Origin of the sequence: Stenotrophomonas maltophilia (assembly GCF_004920835.1) — a bacterium.
GTDB lineage: Bacteria > Pseudomonadota > Gammaproteobacteria > Xanthomonadales > Xanthomonadaceae > Stenotrophomonas > Stenotrophomonas maltophilia_AQ.
The window spans coordinates 22,695-46,939 of sequence record NZ_QFHO01000021.1 but is presented as its reverse complement, the minus strand read 5'-3'; the positions used below and the strand labels follow the sequence as shown (position 1 = coordinate 46,939).

Genomic DNA, 24,245 nt, shown 5'->3' with positions numbered 1-24,245 from the left:
TCGCAATCGGAATCTGAACCCGATGACTCGACTCCGCCGCTGGCTGCGCTGGATCTTCCTGATTGTCCTGGTCCTGGCGCTGATCGGCGCGGCCGCCGTAGGCGGTCTGTACTATGCCGTTTCCTCCAAGCTTCCCGACGTGCAGACCCTGCGCGACGTGGAAATGCAGGAGCCGATGTACGTCTACGCTGCCGACGGCAAGCTGATGGCGGTGTTCGGCGAGACCCGGCGCACCCCGATCACCATGAAGGATGTGCCCGAGCGCCTGAAGCAGGCGTTCCTGGCCACCGAGGATGCCCGCTTCTACGAGCATGGCGGCGTCGACTACATGGGCATCGGCCGTGCCGTATGGCTGCTGGCCACCACCAGCGACAAGCGCGTACCCGGTGGCTCCACCATCACCCAGCAGGTCGCCCGCCAGTTCTTCCTCAGCTCCGAGTACAGCTACACCCGCAAGCTGGCCGAGATCCTGCTGGCACGGAAGATCGAGTCCGAGCTGAGCAAGGACGAGATCTTCGAGCTGTACCTGAACAAGAGCTTCTTCGGCAACCGCGCCTACGGTGTGGCCGCCGCCGCCGAGTTCTACTACGGCAAGAAGCTCAACGAGCTGGACCTGGATGAAATGGCCTCGCTGGCCGGCATCCCCAAGTTCCCGTCTTCGGGCAACCCGATCTCCAACCCGGAACGTGCCCGCCAGCGCCGCGACAACTACGTGCTGCAGCGCATGGCCGACCTGAAGTTCGTCAGCCAGGCCGAGGCCGATGCGGCGAAGGCCGTGCCGATGCACGCCACCGCGCATGAGCCGCCGGTCCAGGTCGATGCCCCGTACGTGGCCGAGCTGGTGCGCCAGGAAATGATCGCCCGCTTCGGCGGCGATGTGGTCAACAAGGGTTACCACGTCACCACCACCATCGATGCGACCCTGCAGACCGCCGCCAACCAGTCGGTGCGCGACGGCCTGCTGCTGTACGACCACCGGCATGGCTGGCACGGCGTGGAGAAGCAGGTCCAGGTAGGGGCCAGCGAAGACGCCGCGGCCCTGGCCGAGCACCTGCGCGGCATGTTCGGCCAGGCCGGCCTGCTGCCGGCCATCGTTGCCAGCACCGGCGCCGACGGCAGCGCCACCGTGGTGCTGGCCAATCGCAGCGAGATCGTGCTGCCGGCCGGCGCCGCCAAGTGGGCCAACAAGAGCCCGGCCAAGCTGGTGCAGCGCGGCGACATCGTGCGCGTGCGCGCCGGTGCCAAGGAGGGCGAATGGCTGCTGGACCAGCTGCCGCGCGGCCAGTCCGCGCTGGTTTCGCTGGATGCCCACAGCGGCGCGCTGAAAGCGCTGGTCGGTGGCTTCAGCTTCTCCGGCAACAAGTTCAACCGCGCCACCCAGGCCCGGCGCCAACCGGGTTCGAGCTTCAAGCCGTTCGTTTATGCGGCCGCCTTCGACAAGGGCTACAACCCGGCCTCGATCGTGCTCGACGCCCCGGTCGTGTTCCGCGACCGCCGCGGCAAGACCTGGGCCCCGCAGAACGACGGCGGCGGCTTCCGCGGCCCGATGCGCCTGCGCGAAGCGCTGGTGCAGTCACGCAACCTGGTTTCGGTGCGCCTGCTCGATGGCATGGGCGTGGATTACGCGCGCAAGTACATCAGTGAATTTGGTTTTGCCGAGTCGGAGCTGCCGCCGAACCTGTCGATGTCGCTGGGTACCGCCTCGCTGACTCCGCTGTCGGTAGCCCGTGGCTATGCCGTGTTCGCCAACGGCGGCTCGCGCGTGGACACCTGGCTGATCGACCAGGTGAACGACCGCGACGGCAATCTGGTGTTCAAGGAAAACCCGGCAATGGCATGCCGCGACTGCGCCGGCAGCAGCGGCCAGCCGGTCAACCAGGTGGTGGACGGCTTCAACTTCGGCGCCCCGGCCCCGAAGGTGGACCCGGCCGCTGCGGCAAAGGCCGAAGCCAAGCCCGAAACCCCGGCCGCACCGGTCAACCCGGATGCACGCACCGCCCCGCGCGCGATCGACGCCCGCACCGCCTACCAGCTGGTGTCGATGATGCGCGACGTGGTCCAGCGCGGTACCGGTGCTCAGGCCAAGGTACTCGGCCGCGAGGACGTAGGCGGCAAGACCGGCTCCACCAACGACCACCGCGATGCCTGGTTCTCCGGCTTCGGCGGCCCGTACGTGACCACCGTGTGGGTGGGCCGCGACGACTTCCGCTCGCTGGGCTACCGCGAATACGGTGGCAAGGCCGCCCTGCCGATCTGGATCGACTACATGCGCACCGCGCTGAAGGACACCCCGATCGCGCAGAACGACCCGCCCAGCGGCATGGTGCAGGCCACCCTCAATGGCGCCACCGAGTGGGTGAAGGTGGAAGACATGGACCGCCTGACCGACTACGACCTGAACCTCAATACGCCGCAGGCCGACGCCGCCGCTTTCGATATCTTCTGAGGAAGGGGGCGATGGGTGCCAACCGTGGGTTGGCACCGATGCTGCTCTGGTAGCTGCCAACCTTGGTTGGCGCCCCGTGCCGACCAAGGTCGGCACCTACCAGAGCGTTGGTGGGTGCCAACCGTTGGCTGGCGCCTCCGCGAAATACCCACGCAGATGTCACATCCGTGCGCTAGTCTGTAGCCAGGTCGCAACAGGGAGTCATCGCATGCATCGCGCCCGTCAGCATGCTGCCAGCCAGACCCGCGAGCGTCGTCACCGTCTCGCCCACGAAGCCGCGCGCCTGATGGCCGAAGGCGGCATCCGCGACTACCACCAGGCCAAGTTGAAGGCCGCCACCCGGCTCGGCATCCACGACGATGCCTCCCTGCCCCGCAACACCGAGATTGAAGACGCCCTGCGCGAGTACCAGCGGTTGTTCTCCGGGCCGCAGCACGGCAACGAACTGCAGCGCCGCCGCGAAGCCGCGATGCGCGCCCTGGAGTTCCTGCACGGCTTCGCCCCGCGCCTGGTCGGCCCGGTACTGGATGGCACCGCCGACGCCAACAGCCCCGTGCAGCTGCACCTGCACAGTGACGACCCGGAAGCCGTGCATCGCTTCCTGGACGAACATGGCATCCCCGCCGAATCACGGACACGTCGTCTGCGCATGGACCGCGAACGCTGCCTGGACGTGCCGGTGTGGGTGTTCAGTGCCGAAGAGCTGACCTTCGACCTGGCCGTGCTGCCCTACGACGCCCTGCGCCAAGCGCCGCTGTCGCCGGTGGATGAGAAGCCGATGCGGCGCGCGTCCGTGGCGCAGCTGCGGCAGGTGCTGGCTGAGGCGGAGATCACCGCGTATATCGGCGGGTGACGGTAGCGCCAGTCTTGGTGGGTGCGGACTGTTGGTCCGCACTGCATTTCAGACTTCCGGATACCTGACCGAAGAGCAGCCGAGCGTGGGCTCGGCTCTACAGGGAGCGTGGCATCCGCGGGCGCCACCTAGCATGGCAGTGCTCTACAGTGGCATGCCATTACCGGTCGTCGGCTCCGGGCCAATCAACCACTCCGGCAACCACGGTGCGGGTGCGCGCTTGGGGTACTCCGCCATCATCCGCGCGTGCATGGTCTGCAGATCGTTCAACAGCCATACCTGGTGAAAGATGTCACTGAACGAATCCGACCAGCCGCTCTTCACCCGTTGGCGATCGACGCTCGTGAGACCGGGCACCAGATCACGCGGGCCCTCCAGAATGGGTTGCAACGCCCTGTTGATGCCCGCGTTCTCCGTCGCGGCCTCACGCAGCTGGCTGATGTGCGCCTGCACCCGTGTGCATTGATACGGCACGCAGCCCGCGGTCGCCTCGATGTAATCGGCGATATCCGCCAGCAGGTTCGCCTTCAGCCGCCATGCCACCTCGCCATCCAGCACTTGCCGCACCCGCATCGTACGCACCGTGCTGGCCCGGATCTCCTCCGGCGTGGAGAACGGCTTGCCGGGAGGAGTACCACCATGGCGCACCAGAACAATCCTGTGGATCGCCTCGTTGGTGATGCCCTCCACCCGTAGCGCAGCTACCTGCGGATGCATGCGCGGAAGCGGCACATTGGTGAACCGCCAGTAGTACCAGAGCAACGCCACTACCCCCAGGAAGCACAGCACGCTGGCAAGCATCCAGACGTCCAGATGCCGGGTGTGGTAGTAAAACCGTGCCCGCCAAACGTAGAACGTGCGGTAGCTGATGAATCGACTCACCCATCGGTACATTGCCATCTCCTCGGCAAGGACCCCGGCGCGGCGGGGCTCGTTACGCGCACCACGCCGGGGCGCCATGGCTTACCAACCGATGCCCACACCCACGCCCATGCTGCGTTCACCGCTGTTGGTGAAGGCACCATTGAGGCTGAAGGTGGCTGAGCCCTTGTCGTTGAGTACGCGCTGGTAACCCACCGCCATGGCCGACTCGCCCTCGGCGTAGCCCACACCCGCGCCGAGGCGGTTGTAGGTGGCCAGGCCGGCGGTGTTCATGGCCATGGCCGTCTGCGCGCTGCTCATCGCCGCCATGCGGTTGAAGCGCTTGTCCATCTTGTCCAGGCGGCGCTCAAAGTTGCTGATCGCACCATCGGTGTACTCGTTGGCGCGGGCCAGCATCTTTTCCAGCTCGGCGGTATCAACCTGCGGCGTGGGCGCGGGCGAATCGTCCTTCTTCGACTTCGGCTGCGGTGCAGGCGAAGCGCCCTCGCCTGCCGAAGCGACCTGCGGCGAACCGCTGGCTTCCAGGCTTGGCATGATCTCTTCGGTCGGCGCTGCCGACGCCGTGGCCATTGCACGCGCCTGCGGCTGGCCGTCCACGCGTTGCTCCAGGCCATCGATGCGACCGTTGAGCTGCTGCTGCGCGGCATGCAACTGGCCACCGTTGACCGCCTCGCGGCTGCCGGCGGCGATCAAACCGTTGGCAACGTTGGAGATGACCATGCCGTTGGCACCCGCCAGGGTGAGCTGGGCGGTGCCGTCGCTGCGGACGGACGGAGATTCCTGGAACACCGAGCGGAGCTGGGTTTCCACGCGGTCGACACGGGAGCCGGTGGTGACTACGGCCGAGTCGAGCGTGGCGAGGGCTTCGTTGATGGTGTTCTGGTGTTGGCCCTGGACGTTGAAGCCGGGGGTGACGACACGACCATTCTCATCGAGACCCGCACCGCCCCCAAGTGCAGCTAGCGACTCGCTCAACTGTGCCACGGTGACTGCATCATGCTCACCAGTGCCACGACCAAGGTTCACCAAACGCCGTTTAACCGAGCCGTTACCGAATGAAGCCGTATTTGATTCGGTCGCGATTGAGTAGGAACCCAGCGCGAGCGCTCCATCAGCGCCTGCTACCACACGACTCGACGCGCCAAAGGCCACACCCTGGTTCGCATAGACATTCGAACCAACGCCCAGAGCAAACCCGCTCTCAGCAGAATCGGCCACGTTAGATCCTCGGCCCAGCGCAACTGAGTTCGTCCCTTGTGCAATCGAGTAACTCCCGATGGCCACACCACCTTCAGAGCCGGTAGACGCCTTGGCGGAATCCCCCAATGCGACACCGAGGAGACCAGCCTCGGCATCATTGCTCAGGCCGTCAAATCCCACGCTCAGGAAACGCCCCGTCTGCTCCAGCTCTCGCACGCGCAGATTTGTGGAGAACAGCTGCCCACCGTTCACAACATCCCTACTCCCAGACGACAGTTCACCATCTGATACACCCGTCAGCGTGGCGCCGCCGTAGTCGATCACGCCGTATGCGTCCCCGGCAGTTGAAGCACCAGATCCGCTTGCATCAAGCAATGCATTCAGTTCGCTTCGGTTCCGATCAACATCCTGCTTGACTGCAAACAGCTGATTGCCAGTCACCGCATCACGACTACCCGCGGCAATATGCCCATCGGCGAGATTGGACAGAACCATGCCCTGCGCACCAGCCAGGTTCAGCTGATCGATTCCAGCCGCATTGGCCGAAGGTATCTGTTGGAAGGTCGCAAGCAGCTGGTTTTCGATGCGGTCTACGCGGCTGTCGGATCTCAGTACTGCACCATCAAGTGCTGCCAAGGCATCTCCAACATTGTTCTGGGTACCACCCTGCACGCTATAGGCGGGGGAAATAAAAGATCCATTCCCATCCATACCTGCTCCACCGCCCAAGCCTGATATGGATTCAGCAAGCTGACTAATGGCCGCTGCGTCGGAATCGCCGATTCCTCTACCAACGTTGACAAGCCGACGCTGAAGATCGTCATGACCGAATGAAACGGTAGATTCTTCCGACGCCAAGGAGCGGCTACCAATTGCTACGCTGTCGAGCGCCCCAGACTGCACACGGCTTTCAGCACCAACCGCGAGCCCACCCTCAGCCTCCACCAGTGACCTGACTCCGAGTGCGAAGGCGCCGATAGCACCGTCTCGAACCGACGCAGCCCGCCCTATTGCGACGGAGTTGGTACCACCTGCAACGGCATAGCCACCAACCGCGACTGCTCCCTCGCCCGAAACGGACGCCAATGCGGAATCTCCGATGGCCACAGAAAACCTTCCCGCCGAAGCCTGCTCCTGATCGCCACCAGCACCTACAGCAAGGAACTTTCCGGCGCTCTCGATTGCATCAATACGCCCATTGGTCGCAAACAACTGCCCACCATTCACCGCATCAGTACTGGCCGCAGAGCTGACATCACCCGCCGCGACTCCCGATACGCGCGCATCTTCCATGTCCACAAGCAGGCGATCGGCACTGAACTTCACCACCCCATCCAGATCCGGATCGAAGTTGTCCACGTCGGTACGAAGCTGATCGATGTCGGCACGGTTGGTCGCAACGCGCTGGTCCTGTTCCGCCAGGGCCTGGGTATGCGCTGCCAGCTGCTGGCCGTGCAGCACCAGTGACTGTCCCTGCGTGGAAACAGACTGGTTGGTGGCATGAAGCTGCTGTCCAGTCACAACGTCAGTGCTGCTGCTGCTCAGCACGCCATTGGCGACGTTGTTGACGCGCCGCTTCGCGCCGTCCTTGTTGGCCACATCCACCACGGTGCCAGTGTTGTCTGCGCCCAGGCGCACATTGCCCGTGGCCGATACCTGGCTGACCAGACCACTCAACGCCGTGGCCCTGCCCAGCGCGTTGTCCGCGGCGGTCCTGGCGCCGGTTGCGGCCGTCTGCGCGGCATTGGCCGCATTCTGTGCAGTCGTCACATTGGCATTGGTAGCGTTGAGCTGCTTGCCGGTCACGGCCTCGGTGCTGGACGTACTGAGCGTACCGTCGGCCAGATTGACCAGCTTGCGCTTGATGGCGCTGCTGCCGACGGAAATCTGATTGGCGGCGCTGGTCTGCGAACCATTGCCCAACGCCACCGAGCCATTGTGCTGAGCCAGGGAGCGATCACCAATGGCCACGGCACTTTCGGCCGAGGCCCTGGCCAGATTGCCCATGGCCGTCGCGTAGAGGCCGCTTGCGTGGGTACCGCGCCCGAGTGCGGTGGAATGCCCGGCGCTGGCCTTGCTCTGATATCCGATCGCGGTCGCGTGAATCACATCCGCCGACGCCTCATGGCCAACGGCAATGGCACGATCACCCACCGCGCTGGCCTGCAACCCTGCCGCAACAGCACCGTTGCCGCTGCGTGACATTGCCCCCACCGACACGCCCCCATTGGCATTGGCAACACGGTTCCCGTCCTTGTCCACGCCAGACCTTGCGTCGTCACCCAGCGCGACGCTCTTGCCGTTGTAGCCCCTGGCGTTGCGTCCCACTGCGGTGCTGATGCCATAAGCATTGGACTCTGCAAGCGCACCGCCCCCCAACGCCAGCGCTTCTGCATTGAGTCGCCGGTTGACTGCATCAACACCGGCCTTTGCCTCAGCGGCCGTTGCCGCCGCGGTCGCCACCGATGCATTGGTCGTATGCAACTGGTTGCCGGTGATCGCGTCGGTACTGCCCGCCGCAATCACACCATCGGCGAGGTATTGGATCCTGCGCTTGTTGCTGCTGCTGCCCACCGACACCGTATTGGCGCTGGAGGTCACCGAGTTGGCGCCCAGCGCAACCGAATTTCCGTGCGTGACCGTTGCCCCGCGACCAAGCGCGATCGTACCGCTGCTGCTTGTCTTGGCCTGATAGCCGATGGCAACGCCGTCATGCGTGGAACTGGCGCTCCCACCCAGGGCGATGGCCCCCGTCCAACCGCTGGTGCCCGCGAAGGCGCCTGCACCGATGGCGATGCGGGAGATGCCCGAGCCGGACGCTGTGCGAGCGCCCCCGCCCAACGCAACGGTATCATCGCCATCAGCCGTTGACCCAATGCCCATCGCAAGCGCACGGTTACCCACTGCCTGGGCAGCGTTGGCATTGGTCGCCGCGGTCCCCGTCGCCAGCAACTTCTGACTCTGGCTCACGCTGGCCAGCGCCTGCTGGGTAGCATGCAGCTGCCTGCCGGTCACTGCATCGCTGCTGTTGGCGTCGACCGCACCGTCGGCAAGGTATACGATTTTGCGCCGCATGCTGCCGTTACCGACCGACACCTGATTGTCGCCGTAGTCGTTGGAGTCAGCCCCCAGTACGACGGAATTGCGTCCGGAAGCTAGCGCACCACTTCCCAGTGCGACCGCGTTATGCGCGTATGACTTCGCATCGTTGCCCACCGCGACTCCGCCGAGCTCCCAAGCGACCGACTTGTGCCCAAGCGCGGTCGCGTATTGCCCATTGGCATTGGCCTGGTAACCGAGTGCCGCGCCGTAGCTGTTGGAGAATGCCCATACACCGACCGCGACCGCCCTGTCACGGGCACCGGCGTACGAACCGAGCTGGACGAAATCGCTGTAGGCCAGCGGAAGCGCGTTCGCGCGCGAGAACGCTCGCCCGCTGGGAGCGGTGGCGGCATCCTCGTGCACAAGCATGGCGCTTGTGTTGAACGGGCCAAAGGCAGCGTACAGGGCATCTTCCGTCCACTCATCAGCGCCTGTTTCGAGATGGCCCGCAGTGGCTGCCATGACCGATGCCGGCAGCATGGCCAGCACCAGCGCCAGTCCGGGACCACGCGATGTGTGCCTGCGCGTGCCGCGCGCTGCCGCCAGTTCGCTTGCAACCACCCAGCATTGGCGGGCGGCGGACCAGAGTCGTCGATAGATCTTGTTCATGGGATTCTCCTTAACAAACGGAACAGAAGGAACCGCTGTGGCACCAAGCCACAGCGGCGAGATGCACTCAGAGCGCGACGTTGTGCACGTGCTCGCGATAGCCATCGCGGGTCAGCCGATAGCGCAGCTGCAGCGTGTGGCCCGGTTGCAGGGGAAATGGCAGTTCCAGCGCGCTGCCGGGGTACAGGCTGCGCGAGACGTCATGCGCGGTGCAGCGCGCGCCATCGCAGTCAGCGATGCTGGTGATGCCCACGCGTACCGTGCCGGTGTTGCGCAGCTGGTTTCCCTCCACCTGCACGTCCATCGTCGATTGCGCGGGCAGTACATTGACCAGCGCGCCCCATACCAGGCTGACGCCGACATTGGCCTGGGCCTTCTCACCCTCGCCTGCCGGGTCCGCGCGTTCGGGGCCGCGCACGCCCTCGAAGTACACGCGGTATGCCGTTTCCTTTTCGACTGGCTGCAGCGGAATCACACGGATCAGCCGGTTGCCGCCACCGGCCAGGGCGAACTTTCCTGGCGTGATGGCGATGGCGGCCTCATTCGGCTCCACCTCAACCTCTTGTTCACCTGCTCCCGCCGGGTCGACGATGCGCTTGATCGATGCCTGCACGTACTGCGGTTGGGTGGACTGCGAGTAGATGCGTATCTGTGCGCCTTTCTTCGCGTCTACCGACGTACGCATGGGGTGCACGGTGAGATTGGCATGGGCAGGCAACGCCATCAGCAGCGACAGCGGCAGCAAGCAGCGGACTAGGGGTTTCATCGGGGACTCCATGTGGGGTTCAGGGCGTGACAGTGGGAACACGCAGTTCCACCTTGAGATCGCCGCTGTAGTAGCCGGGGCGCTTGGTGCTGACCGGCACGCGCGGTGTTTCCAGCGTCAATGGCGTAGGCACGCAGAACACCGGCTGCGTCATGCCGGGCAGCAACACCAGCCGCAGCCGAGCGGTATCGATGCCGTGCAGCAACTGCTCCACACCATTGCGCATGGGCAGCGCGCTACCGTTGTGATCCAGGGTGACGGTGTAGTCCACGCGCTGGCTGGCATCACTGCTGCCATCGACGTGCCATACCGAGTAGCCCGAGGGCCCGGGAGGTTGCGCGCCGCTGTCATGCACGGTGACGCCCAGGTAGCTGCTCTGCGAGCCAAGCCCGTCGTACAGGCACATGTCGAGCTGGGTACGGCCGCCGATGGTCTGCGCGATCGGGTCGTACTGCAGGTTCAGGCCGACGTGCGGGGTGACTTGATCGAAAAGCGGGAAGTAGATGGAGACCGCGTTGTGGTCGGTGATGGTGAAGTCGAACTTAAAGGAGTAGGTCGCAAGCTGCTGATGAGGAGGTTTGCGTAATGCAAGCACCAGATGTGCTGTCCATCGGCCTGCAACCAGCTTCTCCAGTTCAGAAGGCGGTACCCGAAGTTCGGCGCCAGTTCCTGCGGGCATCAGGAAATTGCACTCGGGAGCACTTGAAGACCATAGAGGCCTGGGTGTGGTGGCCCAGTAATCCGATTCACATGCGGGAGTCGCTGCGATGCGGAAGAGATTGCCGTGTGCCTCAACATCAATCTCCATACCACTCCGCTGTTCAGTGAAGCGAAGCGGAATTGCACTGCTCTTGCCTGACGGTAGCTCCCCCGTATCTGACTCCGGGCAACTGCCCGATGACGAATCGGAGCTGGAGGAGCACGTCATGTACAACTGCCCATATGACAGAGTCAGTGCTCTCTCGTAAGCCAGGATCGTCCGGCGCGGTAGCAGTTCGATGTCGCCAGGTAGGGCTGAGCGGTCCCAAGACATACTGATGTCGTGACTGATATCAATCGGATCTTGATCCGGCGGCCTCTGCGCCTTCGCCCTCGGCACCAACAGCACCAGCCCACACAACACCGCCATTACCCACCACACGCGCCGGCTCACTTCGCACCTCCCGCTGCTGCGGTCTGTGGCGTGGCGGCGATCAGCGACTGCTCCTGCAGCAACCGCGTCACCCGTGCCTGGTGGCGGATGTCGGCGGGCAGCTGGGCCACGGCCAGCGGCTCGCACTGCACGGCGCCTACCAGCATCACCACGCTGCGGCGCTCGCGCACCTGCAGCGGGCAGTGCAGCAACCGGTCGTCCTGCAGCAGGTACAGGGTCTTCTCGCGTCGTGGGAAGTCGGCCACGAAACCTCCATTGCTGCCGGTGCCAGGCACCGGCGCGTTGAGAATGCGGGCACCGCGCAGCGGTGCGCCGGCGATGTCCTGGGCGTTGCCGATGAAGGTGTAGGTCACTTCAATCGGCACCGGCATGCGCACCAGCCGCCCCGGTGGCAGGAACAACGGACGCGCGCCGCCCACACCGCTAACGCGCACGGCGGCGATGCTGTCCAGGGCGCTGGCGTCCTGCACTTCAGCGCGGTGCGACTGGTAGGCGGAAATCGGCAGCAGCCGGCGCTCGCCCAGCTTCAGTCGCTGTCGACGCAGCCCGCCCACCTGCAGCTCGGCGGCAACACCGGTCAGGTCCAGGTCGTCGGTGTCGTCCACCTGCACCGCCAGCCCCGCGTCGGCGCCGACGCCAGCGCCCCAGTACACGCCGCGCTTGCCGATGGCCAGGCCGGAACTGTGCGTGGCGCTGTACGCCACTTCGTTGCCACCCTGGTGCTGGTAGCGCGACACCGTGGCACCGGTCTGGCCGATGCGGTTCTGCAGCTGGGTACTCAGCGTGGCGCTGTAGCGTTCGTTGTTGTTGCCGCGCAGTTCGCCCGATACCTCCCGGTACTGATCCTCGTATTCCTGGCGCAGCGTCTGCCCGGCGCTGTAGTTGATGTCCGGCCGCGCATGCTGTGGTTGCCGCACGTCCACGCCATAGCGTCGCTGCGAACTGCCGCGGTCATCGTGCTGCAGGCGGTTGAGGCTGAAGTTGACGTAGATGCCGCGGTCACGGCCGTCGCGCAGTCCACCGCCGCTGGTCTGCTGCCACACGCCGATGCGGCTGGAGACACTGAACTCGCCCCAGCGCTGGCTGCGGCTGTAGCTGGCCTGCCAGGTGCGGCTGAGCTGCGGTATGCGCGTGGGCTGTGGAAGCCACGGCGGCAGCAGCGGATCAAGCCCGGCCAGCGGATCATCATCCAGCCCCGGCCGCACGGTGCCTGCACGCCAGGTCTGGCGGCGGGTATAGGCCACGTAGGCGTTGCCGCCGGCCACCGGCAGCGCCATCGAGGCGCTGAGCGAATCGGCGCAGCCGAGCCGGTCGCGCGCGTCATCCTCGAACTGGCAGGCACGGCCGCGCATGCGCTGGTGGTACACATTCCACGAAGCACGGCGACGGTAGGAAAGCTGATGCTGCTGGCCACGGCTGCCATCGCTGCCGTGCATGCCACTGAAGGTGGCGCGGACTTCCTGGGTGGCAAACACATGGCGCAGGTCCACCCGCAGTTCGCCGTAGCTGAAACCGCCCAGATCGGCGATGCCAGCAGTCATGGCCACGTTGCGCCCCATCGGCACGCGCAGGCCGCCCATGGCCGCCAGTTCGTCGTCGAAGCGGTCGCTGCGGCGCTCGTTGCGGCGGCCTCCCTGCAGGAACCACTGCACGCTGCTGTCGGTCCAGTCACCGCCCTTGTCGAACGGCGCGTCCTCGTTGCGTACCAGCACGCCGTCTTCGTAGATGCGCAGGCTGACGGTGTAGTTGCCCATGGGAAACCGGCGCGTATCGAGCTGGTTGATGCCGGCCTGCAGGTAGAAGGTCTGCAGCAGGCGCTCGCCATCGAACGCATCCACACGCGCATCGCGCGCCAGCAGCACGGTGAGCGGCGTGGCCTGCACGGCGGCGGCGGAGTCCACGTAGGCCTGCGTGGTGCCCAGCCGCAGACCCTGGAAGCGATCCATCGGCAGCATGCTGAAACTGAAGGTGCCGCCCTGCGGGCTGCTCAGGTTGCGGCGGTCCATGCGCCCGGCCTGCAGGTAGTGCTGCTGGCCAAGGTCATGGCGGTAGTAGGCGTTGTCGAGCTGGAAACGGCGGCTGGCAAGACCGCCGCGGTAGTGCTGCTGGCTGAAGGTCCAGTCGGCGGACAGGTGCCCGCGCTGGAACACGCCCAGTGCGCCCATGCCCTGCGCGGCCAGCGCCTGGTAGCCCCGGCCACCGCTGACATTGAAGGTGTGCTGGTGCAGGAAGGCGTTCTCGGCATTGACACTGACCTGGTGGTAGCGCTCGGCGGCCGGCTCGCCGGGGATCCATTGGCGGGCGACAAACAGGCGCACAGCGCCCTCGCCTTCGTCATACAGCGCGCGCACGGCAGTGGGCTCCTGGGGAGGATCGATGTACCCGCAACCGGCACTGGCACCGCCGTAACGGCATGCCAGGTGGCTGTTGCGCGGCAGCGGCTGCGACAACGCCGGCAGCAGCGCAGCCTGCGCTTCGGCGGACAGCTGCAATGCCTGCAGCGCCTCGACCGGGGTTTCCAGCTGCACGTGTTCCAGGGTCACGCGCACCGGCACCAGCCCGGTCGAACGACCGAACAGACGGATCTCCAGTTGTTCGGTCTGGCCTTCGACCAGATCCTCGAAACCGGCGGGAACGCCGCGCGCCGCGACCAGGGGTGTGGCCAGCGACAGGGCGAGCGCGACCGCCAGCCGGGTGACGGCGGGTGCGGGAGCATTCATGGGGATTACCGGAAGCAGCCGGCCCGGCAAGCGGGCCGGCGCGGGTGCCTTACGGGCTGGTGGTCTTCTGCTGCATGGCGATGGTGACGATGCCTTCGTAGCTGCCGCCGCGGGCGATCGGCGCCTGGACGGTCTGTGCAATACGCAGCGCCAGCGGGATCGATGCGCCCGGCAGTGCGCCGTCGAACAGGTCGGTTGCGGAGAAGTCCTGTGCCGCCACGGTCAGCGCCCTGCCATTGAGGCTGACGGTCAGCGGCACCGGCGCGCCGCCACCATCGGTGTTGAGCAGCTGCGGGGTGCTGCCAACACGCACTTCGATGTCCTTGCTTTCATCGTTGGAGTAGATGCGCACCTGCTGCGACCAGGGCACCAGGCCGCTGATCGGGTTGTGGACCATGTTGACCACCGAATCCAGCGCCGTGCCATCGGCCTTGAGCAGGGCCAGGGTCGGATCGACGTTGGCCCAGACCTTGATGTCAGCATCGAATGCATTGGCGGACAGCGAAACGGTGGCCAGCGCTGCAGCGAGCGCGGCCTTCTTCAGGATGGAGTTCATGGTGTCTCTCTCGGACGGTGGGATATGAGGCCTCCAGTGCGGAGGCATCACCCGCCTGCGTGGGGGCGGGCGACGGAGAGAATGGTAGGTAGGCCTACCGCACGCTGACCATTCAAGGATTCCTAAATAACTGAACGTTAAGAAGAATCCTTGAATTCACTCAATGTTTAGGGGTTATGCAATCTTCCTCATACCGCGTTTGCAACAACCCTCATTGCGGGAGATGCCCTTTGTAGAAGTGCACAATGCTCGACGCACGTGTGCACTACCGCCGCCTCAACGCGTGCTGACGATCCGCACATGATCCACGTCGATGTCGGTGGGCTTGAAGCGGTGCGTATCCACTTCACCGTGCAGTTCCACCACGGTGGTCGCGCTGACGGCCTGGTGGCTGGGCAGATCCTTGTCGTCGATTTCCACATCGATCTCGCCGGTTGCGTCCTTGAAGCGGTAGCGCTCGTGGCCGATCTTGGCCACCAGCGTGCCCTGCAGCACCACCGGCTGATCGTCACGCTGGTCGCGCGCCTCGGCAACCGTGGTGACGACACTGGTGGCACCCGGGCCGGTGTACTGGGCGAAGGCGCCAGCGCTGGGCAGGCTCAAGGAGGTGGCGATGAGCGCAAGGGTGAGTCGTCGGTTCATGGGGGTCTCCATGCAGGGATATGTGCCCTCAGCTTCTATCGCCTCGAATGTGGTGCCCATGCAATAGATCCGAAAAGATGTGAAAACGACATCCCCTGCCAGAAACCATTCATCCCGGAACCGACAGCTCTTTCAGGAACGATTCCATGGCCGCCACCAGGGCCAGCGGCGTCTCGTTCATCGGGTAATGCCCGGCATCCTGCAGGACCGCCATCGTGGCCTGCCGGTAGCGGCGCAGATAGGTGCGCTGCATCAGTGCGCGGTTGAAGGTGGGATCGTGCCCACCCACCAGCACCTTCAACCAATGATTGCCGACGATCTCATTGCTGAAATCGGTATCCGCCCATGCTGGAAGATAGGCGGCAAATGCTGCAGGTGAAGCATGTGCCGCCGAATACGCGGCCTTCCAGTCGAGCCATTGCGCCGGCAGCCGTCCGCCGGTACTGCGATCGATGATGGTCCGACGCACGCCTACGTCCCCGGCTGCCGTATCAAGCAGGCTTCGCGTCGCGGCGTCGTAGGCAATGCCGCCGCATGGCACCGGCGCAATGGCCACCATGCCGTGTACCCGGTCCGGCGCAAGCACCGCCATAAGTTCAATGGCCATGCCGCCCATCGAATGACCCGCCACGCTGAAGCGCTCGTGGCCCAGGGCGGTCATCAGATCCAATGCATCGGACGCAATCTCGCCGATGGTATAGGCCCCCCGTACATCGCGCATGCCGCCGTAGCCACGACAGTCCATGAAGATGTAGCTGAAGTCGTCGCGCGACAGCCATGGCTCGATGGGCTCGAACGCATGCGCGTCGCCGAACCAGCCGTGCAGCACCAGGACAGCGTGGGGTCCGTGTCCCACGCGATGGAAAGTATTGGTCATGTGGTTCCATTACAGCCGAGGGGAGCGTTGATGCTAGACAGCGCTGATCCGGCCCACCGTCGATGACGGGTCAATCGCTATAGAATCCGGGCCATGCGCAATTCGCTGCTTGATCCCTACGAAGACCTGCCACGCGATGTCGTGGTTACTTCGAACGACTACGCAGCCGAGTTCACGTTTCCCCGCCATGCCCACCGGCGCGGGCAGTTCGCGTTCGCTGCGCGCGGCACCATCAGTGTGGCCACGCCGCAGGGGCGGTGGCTGGTTCCCCCACGGCGCGCCTGCTGGGTGCCTGCAGGCCTGACGCATGAGATGACCATGCGCGGGCCAGTGACGATGCTCAACGCCTTTCTCTCCGCCGAGGCGGCCGACGCAGTGGCGCTGCCAGCGCACTGCCGGGTGTACGCGGTCTCTGCGCTGTTGCAGCAGCTGCTGGAGGCGGCGGTGGACCTGCCCCCGCTGTACGACGAGGACGGGCGCGCAGGCAAACTGATGCAGCTGCTGGTGGCGGAAATCGCATCGATGCCGACACTTTCCCTGCATGCACCGCTGCCCGCCGATGCACGTCTCGCACGTGTCTGCCGCGCATTGCTCGACAGTCCTTCACTGGCAGTCCGCCTCGATGACGTTGCTGCCGAAGCAGGCATGAGCCGGCGCACGTTCACGCGCCTGTTCCGCGCCGATACCGGGGTGGGTTTTGCCGAGTGGCGGCAGCAGGTGTGCCTGCTGGTAGCCATTGAGCGGCTGGGACAAGGCCAGGCGGTGACGCGTGTGGCATTGGACCTGGGCTATGCAAGCCCGAGCGCGTTTTCCGCTGCCTTCCGGCGTGTGCTGGGATGTTCGCCGAGCCGGTACGCAGAGGCGTAGTGCTGGGCCGGTGATTGGCTGTTGTGTGCGCTGCGCGCGTGGGTCGAGCGTGGCTCGACGCTGTAAATGTCCATGCGCAACTGGATGGCATCAGGCCGCCTCGCGGCGGCCTGATGGATCTCACTCAACGACACGATCTCAGAAGAAGATCGCGTACAGGATCAACAGCGGAATCGGCACGCCCAAGAACCAGAGCAGAAGCGTTTTCATGGCAGGTCTCCTTGCATCAGATGCGGGTTACAGGTCGCGGCGACGGCCGCCCCAGGTGGCGCTGAGGCTGGCGAAGAACGCGCCGATCAGCAGGGTGATGAACAGCCACAGCGCGGCATAGGCCGTTGCCTTGCGCGCATCATCGGCAGCTTGCTTGGCGGTGTTCTTGGCCTTCTCCAGCGCGACACGCATGCGGGTCTGCACGTCGGTCACACGGGCCTGCGCTTCAGCCGGGCTCATGCCCGTCTCGCGCGCGATCAGCTGCGACAGGTACTGGGTATCAGCCGGGTCCAGGCCGTCCCCCTGCAGACTGTTGACGATGATGCGGTTCACTTCGGCACGGACTTCGCGGCGGTCGCCCATCGGGCCATTGCCCGGCATCGGGCGCGGCGGCGGCGGGGCCGTGCGGGCGTCACGTGGGCCAACGCTGGCGGCGGCCGGGGGCGGCGGCGATGCGGCAGGGTCCATTGGGCTGGTACCCGGCGCTGCGCCCGCTGCCGGCGCAACCGGAGGTGCGCCGGCAGCGTCCGGGCCCGCCGTGGTGGCACTGCGGAACAGCGAATCCACCCAGTAGTTGAGGTCGCTCTCCGGTGCGCTTGCAGCAGCGCTGCCAGCTCCGGCCACGGCAGCACCGGCAGTGGTGGCAGCGGCGCCTGCGGTCGCACCGGCAACCTTTGCGCCGGCGCCCAGCACGCCACCGATGGCCGAGGTCAACAGGCCAGCAGTGAGCAGGGTCGCCACAGCCCAGGACACGAAGCCGTGCGCGGTGTCGCGGAAGTAGGTTTCATCACCGTGCAGCTGCGTCCACTTGGTGCGCAGGCGACCGGCCAGATAACCACCCAGGCCGGAAGCGGCCAGCGCGGTGAAGGTCAGCCAGATGATGCTGGACCAGCCGAAGGTTTCCTTGCTGACGCCTTCGAACGACCACGGTGACACCGAGGACAGACCAAGGCCTACACCCAGGATGAGCAGGATGAGGGACAGTGCAGCGGCGGCAACGGCGCCGGCCAGGATCGCGCCCCAGGACACTGCGCTTTCGCTGGTGGGCGGCACGATGGGTGCGGTAACGACAGCGGCGACGTCGGGACCGAGCGGGCCGCGCTCGGGTGGATCGAATCGGGTACTCATGGGGTGGATGCTCCGTATCAGTGCTGCGGGTGCAGCTGGCGTCCTGAGGCTGCGCGAGCGCTTGTGAAGCTGGCGAGACCCTTGAATCACGCGGTCTTGGCGCGGTGAAGAGCGTGCCAACCAAGGTTGGCACCTACCAAAAAGCGGGAACGCGGTAGATCCATGCCACGCGTGGATGATTTTTCCCGAGTGTCGAAAGCGTGCCAACCAAGGTTGGCATCCACCAGAGCCGAAGCAAAAAAAAACGCCCCGCGAATGCGGGGCGTTCTTGGCACAACCTACGCGGGCGATCAGCCCTGGTAGTCGCGCACGTCGCTGCCGGTGTAGACCTGGCGCGGACGGCCGATCTTCATTTCCGGGTCGACCTGCTGTTCCAGCCAATGCGACACCCAGCCGGAGGTGCGGCCGAGGGCGAACATGACGGTGAACATCTCGGTCGGGATCTGCAGCGCCTTGTAGATGATGCCGCTGTAGAAATCGACGTTCGGGTACAGCTTGCGGGCGACGAAGTACTCGTCCTGCAGCGCGGCCTGTTCCAGCTTGACGGCCACGTCCAGCAGCGGATCCTGCACGCCCAGCTGCTTGAGCACCTTGCCGGTCATCTCACCGATGACCTTCGCGCGCGGATCGAAGTTCTTGTACACGCGGTGGCCGAAGCCCATCAGGCGGAAGCCGGAGGTCTTGTCCTTGGCCTTCAGCACGGCCGATTCGACGTTGTCGGCCGAACCGATCTCTTCCAGCATCTTCAGCACGGCTTCGTTGGCACCGCCGTGGGCCGGACCCCACAGCGCGGTGACGCCAGCGGCGACCGACGCATACGGGTTGGCACCGGTCGAACCGACCAGACGCACGGTCGAGGTCGAGGCGTTCTGCTCGTGGTCGGCGTGCAGGATGAACAGCAGGTCCAGTGCCTTGACCACGTCCTGGTTCAGTTCGTACTTGCCGTCAGCCGACTCGAAGGTCTGCTTCAGGAAGCGGCTGACGTAGTCCAGCGAGGTGTCCGGCTTGTTGGCCGGCAGGCCCTTGCCGTGGCGGTAGATCAGCGCCGACAGGGTCGGCACCTTGGCGATCAGGCGCACGGCGGCCTGGCGGCGCTGCTCGGCGTCGGACAGGTCCAGAGAGGCGTGGTAGATGCCCGACAGCTGCGCGATGGCGGCGGTCAGGATCGCCATCGGATGGGCATCCTTGGCGAAGCTGCCGATCAGGGTGTTGATCGACTCATCGACGTTGGCTTCGGCAGCCAGCTCGTCGGTGAAGGCCTTCAGCTGCTCGGCGCTCGGGCGCTCGCCGTTGATCAGCAGGTAGGCCACTTCGACGTAGCTCGACTTTTCCGACAACTGTTCGATCGGGTAGCCGCGGTACAGCAGCACGCCCTTGTCGCCGTCGATGTAGGTGATGGCGGACTTGCAGCTGGCCGTCGCGGTGAAACCGGAATCGTAGGTGAAGTACCCCGTTTCCTTGGTCAGCTTCGCGATGTCGACGCAGTCGTTGCCAAGGGTGGGTTTGATGACGGGCAGAACGACCGACTTATCGCCGGCGTTGAGCGTGACCTGATCAAGATCGGACACTGTGTGCGCTCCTTCATGGGAAGGCGCCTGCCCAAGCGCATTGGTCAGGCACGTGAATGACGTCCTCGGCCTGTGCCGGGGATCACGCCATTATCGCACAGCAGCATTTGCCCGGCGCTAGACAGAAGTCGTAGACGACAGGCGGCCAGACGCCGGCCGTTGAGCGGCCCGGATCGGCAAAAGCGTTGTCACCCGAACGCAGTGTTCCGTCCATCCAAACGCCCGTTGGGCAGGCGCCGGGGAAAAACAAACGGCCGCGCAGAGCGCGGCCGTCGGTTCGAAGCTGGATCGACAGATCAGCGCGCGTAGCGCTTCTGGAACTTGTCGATGCGGCCCGAGGTATCGATGACCTTGTGCTTGCCCGTGTAGAACGGGTGCGAAGCAGAGGAAATTTCAACCTTCACCAGCGGGTAGTCGTTGCCGTCTTCCCACTTGATGGTTTCCTTCGTGCTCATGGTCGAGCGGGTCAGGATCTTGAAATCGGAGGTGACGTCATGGAAGACGACGTCGCGGTAGTTCGGATGGATATCGGCCTTCATGGGCTCACACCGTAAATGGGCTGGTGGTCAAGAGCGGCATTATAAGCACCGGTTGCCCCTCGGGGCAACCGGTTGCCGGCATCCGGCTCAGGCGGCGCCCAACGCCTGGCGCACCAGGGCCTCGAAGCGCGCCTGGTCGTAGGCCATCAGCAGATCGCAGTTGTCCGGCTGGCCGGTCTGGCGGTTCCAGTCGACGATGGTGGCACCGCGGCTGAACGTACCGTTCAGCTCCACGTTCAGCGGCCGCGACTCCACCTGCAGCTGCCCTTCCGGGTTCAGCGCCCAGGCCATGGCCAGTGCGTCGGCGGTGTACCAGCGGCCGCCCTTGCTGTCTTCGGACAGGCCGCGGGTCTTGCGCGAGATCAGCTCGTAGAAGCGGGCGCGATCGGAATCGGCCTGCAGCCACTTCTCAGCCTCCTGCAGCGGCAGGCCGTGGGCGACAGTGGCCTCCCAGTCGGACACCAGCAGGTGCTTGAAGGCGGTGAACACCACGTGCGCCGCTTCCGGATCGAAGGCGATATTGAATTCGGCCGCCGGGGTGATGTTGCCGTGGCAGGTGACCGCGCCGCCCATCACCACGATGCGCTTGATGCGCTCAGGCAGGGTCGGATCCAGCTTCAGCGCCAGCGCCAGGTTGGTCAGCGGGCCGAGCATCACCAGCATCAGTTCGCCGGCGTGTTCGTGCGACAGGCGCAGGATCGCCAGCGCGGCGTGTTCGGCTTCAGCCTGGCGGCTCGGCGGTGGCAGGTCCACATCGCCATAACCATCACGGCCATGCACGTGGGCGGCGTCGACGGACGGATGCAGCAGCGGATCGGGGCTGCCGGCGAACACCGGCACGTCGGCGCGGCCGACGATGTCGCAGAGCTTGAGGGCGTTGCGGACCGTGTACTGCAGGCCGACATTGCCGGCGGCGATGGTCAGGGCGACCACGTCATGCCGTTCATCGGCAAAGGCCATCAGCAGGGCCAGGGCGTCGTCCACACCAGGGTCGGTGTCGATCAACAGGGGGATCTTGTGGGTCATCGTTGCCGTCTTCAGATCGGCAACGAAGTGTGGACCGGGATGATGACCGTTGCAAGTACGGGGGTCGGCAGGGCTGCGCCCTGCACCCGCAGAGGCCGGAGCAACGGCAACGGCAACGGCAACGGCAACGTCAAAAGCTGGTTTTCTGGGGGATGGCGGGGTGGATCCGGTTGCGGGGGACGCCGTAAACCCGTCCTTGGGGGCTTGGCCGCGGCATCCATGCCGCGGACACCCCCGCAACCGGACCCACCCCGCCTTCGACAGATTTCCGCGGTCTGTCGGAACGGCGGATGTTGGTAGGTGTCGACCTTGGTCGACACATCCACGCAATGCGTGGATGAACATGGAAATGATCGAAAGCGCTGTCTGTAGAGTCGAGCCTTGCTCGACTCCCGCGCGCAGCGCGATGTAGATCTACGCCATGCGTGGATGTGTGGACCAAGGTCCACACCCACCAAGGCGGCATTAGGCCGAGGCGTAACGCACGGCGGTGCCGATCCATCGCTGCACCACACGATCGGCCAGCGCGGGCTGCTGCGCCAGCAGGCGCTCAGCCAGCTCATGCACGCCCGGCAGCAGGCCGGCATCGCGCGCGAGATCAGCAATGCGGAAGCCGGCCAGGCCGGTCTGCCGGGTACCCAGCAGTTCGCCCGGGCCACGCAGTTCCAGATCCTTTTCGGCAATGACGAAACCATCGTTGGTTTCGCGCATGGTCTGCAGGCGCTCGCGCGCCATCTGCGAGAGCGGGGCCTGGTACAGCAGCACGCAGCGCGAGACCGCCGAGCCACGACCGACGCGGCCGCGCAGCTGATGCAGCTGCGCCAGGCCCAGGCGCTCGGCATTCTCGATCACCATCAGCGAAGCATTGGGCACATCCACGCCCACTTCAATCACGGTGGTGGCGACCAGCAGGTCGATCTCGCCGGCCTTGAACGCGATCATCGTGGCCAGCTTTTCCGCCGCCTTCAGCCGGCCATGCACCAGGCCGACGCGCACGCCCGGCAGCAGCGCCTGCAGCGATTCGTATGTGGCCTGCGCCGGCGTGGCATCCAACTCTTCGCTTTCCTCGATGAGCGTGCACACCCAGTACACCTGCCGCCCTTCCTGGCAGGCCAGGGCGATGCGCTCGATCAGTTCCGGGCGGCGATCGTTGTTCAATGCGACGGTCTGCACCGGGGTGCGGCCCGGCGGCAGTTCGTCGATGGCCGAGACATCCAGATCGGCGTATTCGGACATCGCCAGCGTCCGCGGAATCGGCGTGGCAGTCATCACCAGCTGGTGCGGCACGCTGTTGCCGCCCGCGCCCTTGTCGCGCAGCGCCAACCGCTGGTGCACGCCGAAGCGGTGCTGCTCGTCGACGATGGCCAGGGCCAGATCCTGGAACACCACCGCCTCCTGCATCAGCGCATGGGTGCCCACCACCACCTGCGCTTCGCCGGTGGCGACCTGTTCCATCACCTTGGCGCGCGCCTTGCCGGTGACCTTGCCGGCCAGCCACGCGATGTGCACGCCGAGCGGTTCCAGCCAGCCGCGCAGGTTGTTGAGATGCTGCTCAGCCAGCAGTTCGGTGGGGGCAGCCAGTGCCACCTGCTTGCCCTGCTCCACCGCCAGCATGGCAGCCAGCGCGGCGACCACGGTCTTGCCGGAGCCGACGTCGCCCTGCACCAGCCGCAGCATCGGGCTGGGCCGCGCGAGATCTTCGCGGATCTGCTTGAACACACGTGTCTGCGCGCCGGTCAGCGCGAACGGTAGCTGCTTCAACAACGCCTTGGCCAGTTTGCCGGGGCCGGCCAGCGGCGGCGCATGATGCGCCTGCAAGGCAATGCGCTGGCGACGCAGGCTGAGGTGATGGGCCAATAGTTCTTCCATCGCCAGCCGGCGCTGCGCCGGATGCGTCCCGGCGGCCAGTGCAGCCAGGTCGGCATCCGGCGGCGGCCGGTGCACGGTCAGCAGCGCGCTGCGCAGTGACGGCAGGCCCAGGCCATCCAGCCAGCCATTGGGCAGCAGTTCCAACGTGCTTTCCTCGGGCAGGCGGTCCAGCGCCTGGCCGATCAGCTTGCGCATGGTCATCGGGCCAACGCCTTCGACGGTGGGATACACCGGGTCGAGGCGGTCGCCGAGTTCGGGATCGTCGTTGCGGCCCAGCACCTGGTAGCTGGGATGGACGATTTCCAGGCCGAGATGGCCGGGTTTGGGCGTGCCGAAGCAGCGCAGCCGGTTGCCGACCGCGAACTGTCCGACCTGCTGCTGGCGGAAGTGGAAGAAGCGCAGCACCAGGGTGCCCTGCCCTTCGTCTTCCACCGCCACTTTCAGCATCGGCCGGTAGCGCATGCCGCGCTCGACCGCGACCACCCGCCCTTCCACCTGCGCCGGCACGCCGTTGCGCAGGTCTTCGATGCGGGTCAGCCGGGTGCGGTCTTCATAGCGCAGCGGCAGATGAAGCCAGAGATCCTGCAGGGTGGCCAGGCCACGTGTCTGCAGTTTGGCGGCCACGGCCGGACCGACGCCGGCGAGCATCGCAAGCGATGCTTCGCCGGACGGTGACAGGACCGGGGTGACCGCCGCCTTGCGTGCCACGTGGTGGTCAGTCGATGACCATCACCGCGTCAACCTCGAAGTTGGCACCCTTCGGCAGGCCGGAGACTTCGATGGTGGAACGGGCCGGGAACGGGGCCTGGAAGTAGTCCTGCATGACCGCGTTGACCTTGGCGAACTCGCCCAGATCGGTCAGGTACAGGCCCAGACGCACGACCTTGTCCAGCGAGCCGCCAGCGGCTTCGGCCACAGCCTTGAGGTTGTCGAAGGCGCGGCGGGCCTGCGCTTCGACGTCACCGGCGCCGACGATGTCGCCGGTGGCCGGGTCGAGCGGAATCTGGCCGGAGAAATACACGGTGTTGCCGGCGCGCACGGCCTGCGAGTACGGGCCGATGGCGGCCGGGGCCTTTTCGGTGTTGATGATCTGGCGGGACATGGGTCGCTCCGGTGCTTTTGGGGGAAAACAGAGCGGTGATTGTACCGGGTGGGCGCGCATCCACGCATGGCGTGGATCTACCGCGCCGCTTCGGTAGTGCCGGCCGCTGGCCGGCAACCTCATGAACGTC

17 protein-coding genes are annotated in these 24,245 nt (G+C 65.5%); 3 read left to right on the top strand and 14 right to left on the bottom strand.

Annotation, left to right across the window (positions count from 1 at the left end):
* The first annotated feature begins 22 nt into the window (after positions 1-22).
* A complete protein-coding gene (locus DI041_RS14800; protein WP_046984288.1) occupies positions 23-2,446 on the top strand; it encodes a penicillin-binding protein 1A in 2,424 nt (807 codons plus the stop codon).
* A 208-nt stretch (positions 2,447-2,654) separates the two neighbouring features.
* On the top strand, positions 2,655-3,299 hold the full coding sequence (locus DI041_RS14795; RefSeq protein WP_046984289.1) for a hypothetical protein: 645 nt from the start codon (positions 2,655-2,657) through the stop codon (positions 3,297-3,299).
* Between the two features lie 144 nt (positions 3,300-3,443).
* On the opposite strand, the gene DI041_RS14790 is transcribed toward DI041_RS14795, so the two are convergent.
* The 8 genes from DI041_RS14790 to DI041_RS14745 all read right to left on the bottom strand — a co-directional run bounded on the left by DI041_RS14790 (position 3,444) and on the right by DI041_RS14745 (position 15,806).
* Positions 3,444-4,193, bottom strand: a complete 750-nt coding sequence (locus DI041_RS14790; RefSeq protein ID WP_046984299.1) for a hypothetical protein — start codon at positions 4,191-4,193, stop codon at positions 3,444-3,446.
* Positions 4,194-4,262: 69 nt separating this feature from the next.
* Positions 4,263-9,092 (bottom strand): ESPR-type extended signal peptide-containing protein, encoded by a 4,830-nt coding sequence (locus DI041_RS14785; protein WP_169050358.1) that lies wholly within the window; start codon positions 9,090-9,092, stop codon positions 4,263-4,265.
* 67 nt (positions 9,093-9,159) lie between these two features.
* Positions 9,160-9,858 carry a pilus assembly protein gene (locus tag DI041_RS14770; RefSeq protein ID WP_105164584.1) on the bottom strand — a complete coding sequence of 233 codons (699 nt, stop codon included), beginning with the start codon at positions 9,856-9,858 and terminating at the stop codon, positions 9,160-9,162.
* Positions 9,859-9,877: 19 nt separating this feature from the next.
* Positions 9,878-10,786 carry a CblD like pilus biogenesis initiator family protein gene (locus DI041_RS21555; protein ID WP_345775783.1) on the bottom strand — a complete coding sequence of 303 codons (909 nt, stop codon included), beginning with the start codon at positions 10,784-10,786 and terminating at the stop codon, positions 9,878-9,880.
* Positions 10,787-11,007: 221 nt separating this feature from the next.
* On the bottom strand, positions 11,008-13,731 hold the full coding sequence (locus tag DI041_RS14760; protein WP_136639487.1) for a TcfC E-set like domain-containing protein: 2,724 nt from the start codon (positions 13,729-13,731) through the stop codon (positions 11,008-11,010).
* A gap of 49 nt (positions 13,732-13,780) precedes the next feature.
* Positions 13,781-14,287 (bottom strand): CS1 type fimbrial major subunit, encoded by a 507-nt coding sequence (locus DI041_RS14755; RefSeq protein ID WP_136639488.1) that lies wholly within the window; start codon positions 14,285-14,287, stop codon positions 13,781-13,783.
* Between the two features lie 276 nt (positions 14,288-14,563).
* The gene (locus DI041_RS14750) at positions 14,564-14,929 is read right to left on the bottom strand and encodes a NirD/YgiW/YdeI family stress tolerance protein (protein WP_136639489.1); all 366 of its coding nucleotides are present in this window, start codon (positions 14,927-14,929) and stop codon (positions 14,564-14,566) included.
* 109 nt (positions 14,930-15,038) lie between these two features.
* Complete coding sequence (locus DI041_RS14745) at positions 15,039-15,806, bottom strand: alpha/beta fold hydrolase (protein WP_136639490.1); 768 nt, start codon at positions 15,804-15,806, stop codon at positions 15,039-15,041.
* A 93-nt stretch (positions 15,807-15,899) separates the two neighbouring features.
* On the opposite strand from DI041_RS14745, the gene DI041_RS14740 reads away from it, so the two are divergent.
* Complete coding sequence (locus DI041_RS14740; protein ID WP_136639491.1) at positions 15,900-16,673, top strand: AraC family transcriptional regulator; 774 nt, start codon at positions 15,900-15,902, stop codon at positions 16,671-16,673.
* Between the two features lie 237 nt (positions 16,674-16,910).
* Here DI041_RS14740 and DI041_RS14735 read toward each other — a convergent pair whose 3' ends face one another.
* The 6 genes from DI041_RS14735 to DI041_RS14705 all read right to left on the bottom strand — a co-directional run bounded on the left by DI041_RS14735 (position 16,911) and on the right by DI041_RS14705 (position 24,115).
* Complete coding sequence (locus tag DI041_RS14735; RefSeq protein WP_136639492.1) at positions 16,911-18,011, bottom strand: hypothetical protein; 1,101 nt, start codon at positions 18,009-18,011, stop codon at positions 16,911-16,913.
* A 290-nt stretch (positions 18,012-18,301) separates the two neighbouring features.
* Complete coding sequence (locus DI041_RS14730; protein ID WP_136639493.1) at positions 18,302-19,579, bottom strand: citrate synthase; 1,278 nt, start codon at positions 19,577-19,579, stop codon at positions 18,302-18,304.
* A gap of 296 nt (positions 19,580-19,875) precedes the next feature.
* Positions 19,876-20,118 (bottom strand): type B 50S ribosomal protein L31, encoded by a 243-nt coding sequence (locus tag DI041_RS14725; RefSeq protein WP_006389217.1) that lies wholly within the window; start codon positions 20,116-20,118, stop codon positions 19,876-19,878.
* 87 nt (positions 20,119-20,205) lie between these two features.
* On the bottom strand, positions 20,206-21,144 hold the full coding sequence (locus DI041_RS14720) for a nucleoside hydrolase (RefSeq protein ID WP_136639494.1): 939 nt from the start codon (positions 21,142-21,144) through the stop codon (positions 20,206-20,208).
* Positions 21,145-21,609: 465 nt separating this feature from the next.
* Positions 21,610-23,721 carry an ATP-dependent DNA helicase RecG gene (gene recG, locus DI041_RS14710; RefSeq protein WP_136639495.1) on the bottom strand — a complete coding sequence of 704 codons (2,112 nt, stop codon included), beginning with the start codon at positions 23,719-23,721 and terminating at the stop codon, positions 21,610-21,612.
* A gap of 7 nt (positions 23,722-23,728) precedes the next feature.
* The gene (locus DI041_RS14705; protein ID WP_012511991.1) at positions 23,729-24,115 is read right to left on the bottom strand and encodes a RidA family protein; all 387 of its coding nucleotides are present in this window, start codon (positions 24,113-24,115) and stop codon (positions 23,729-23,731) included.
* Positions 24,116-24,245: the final 130 nt, after the last annotated feature.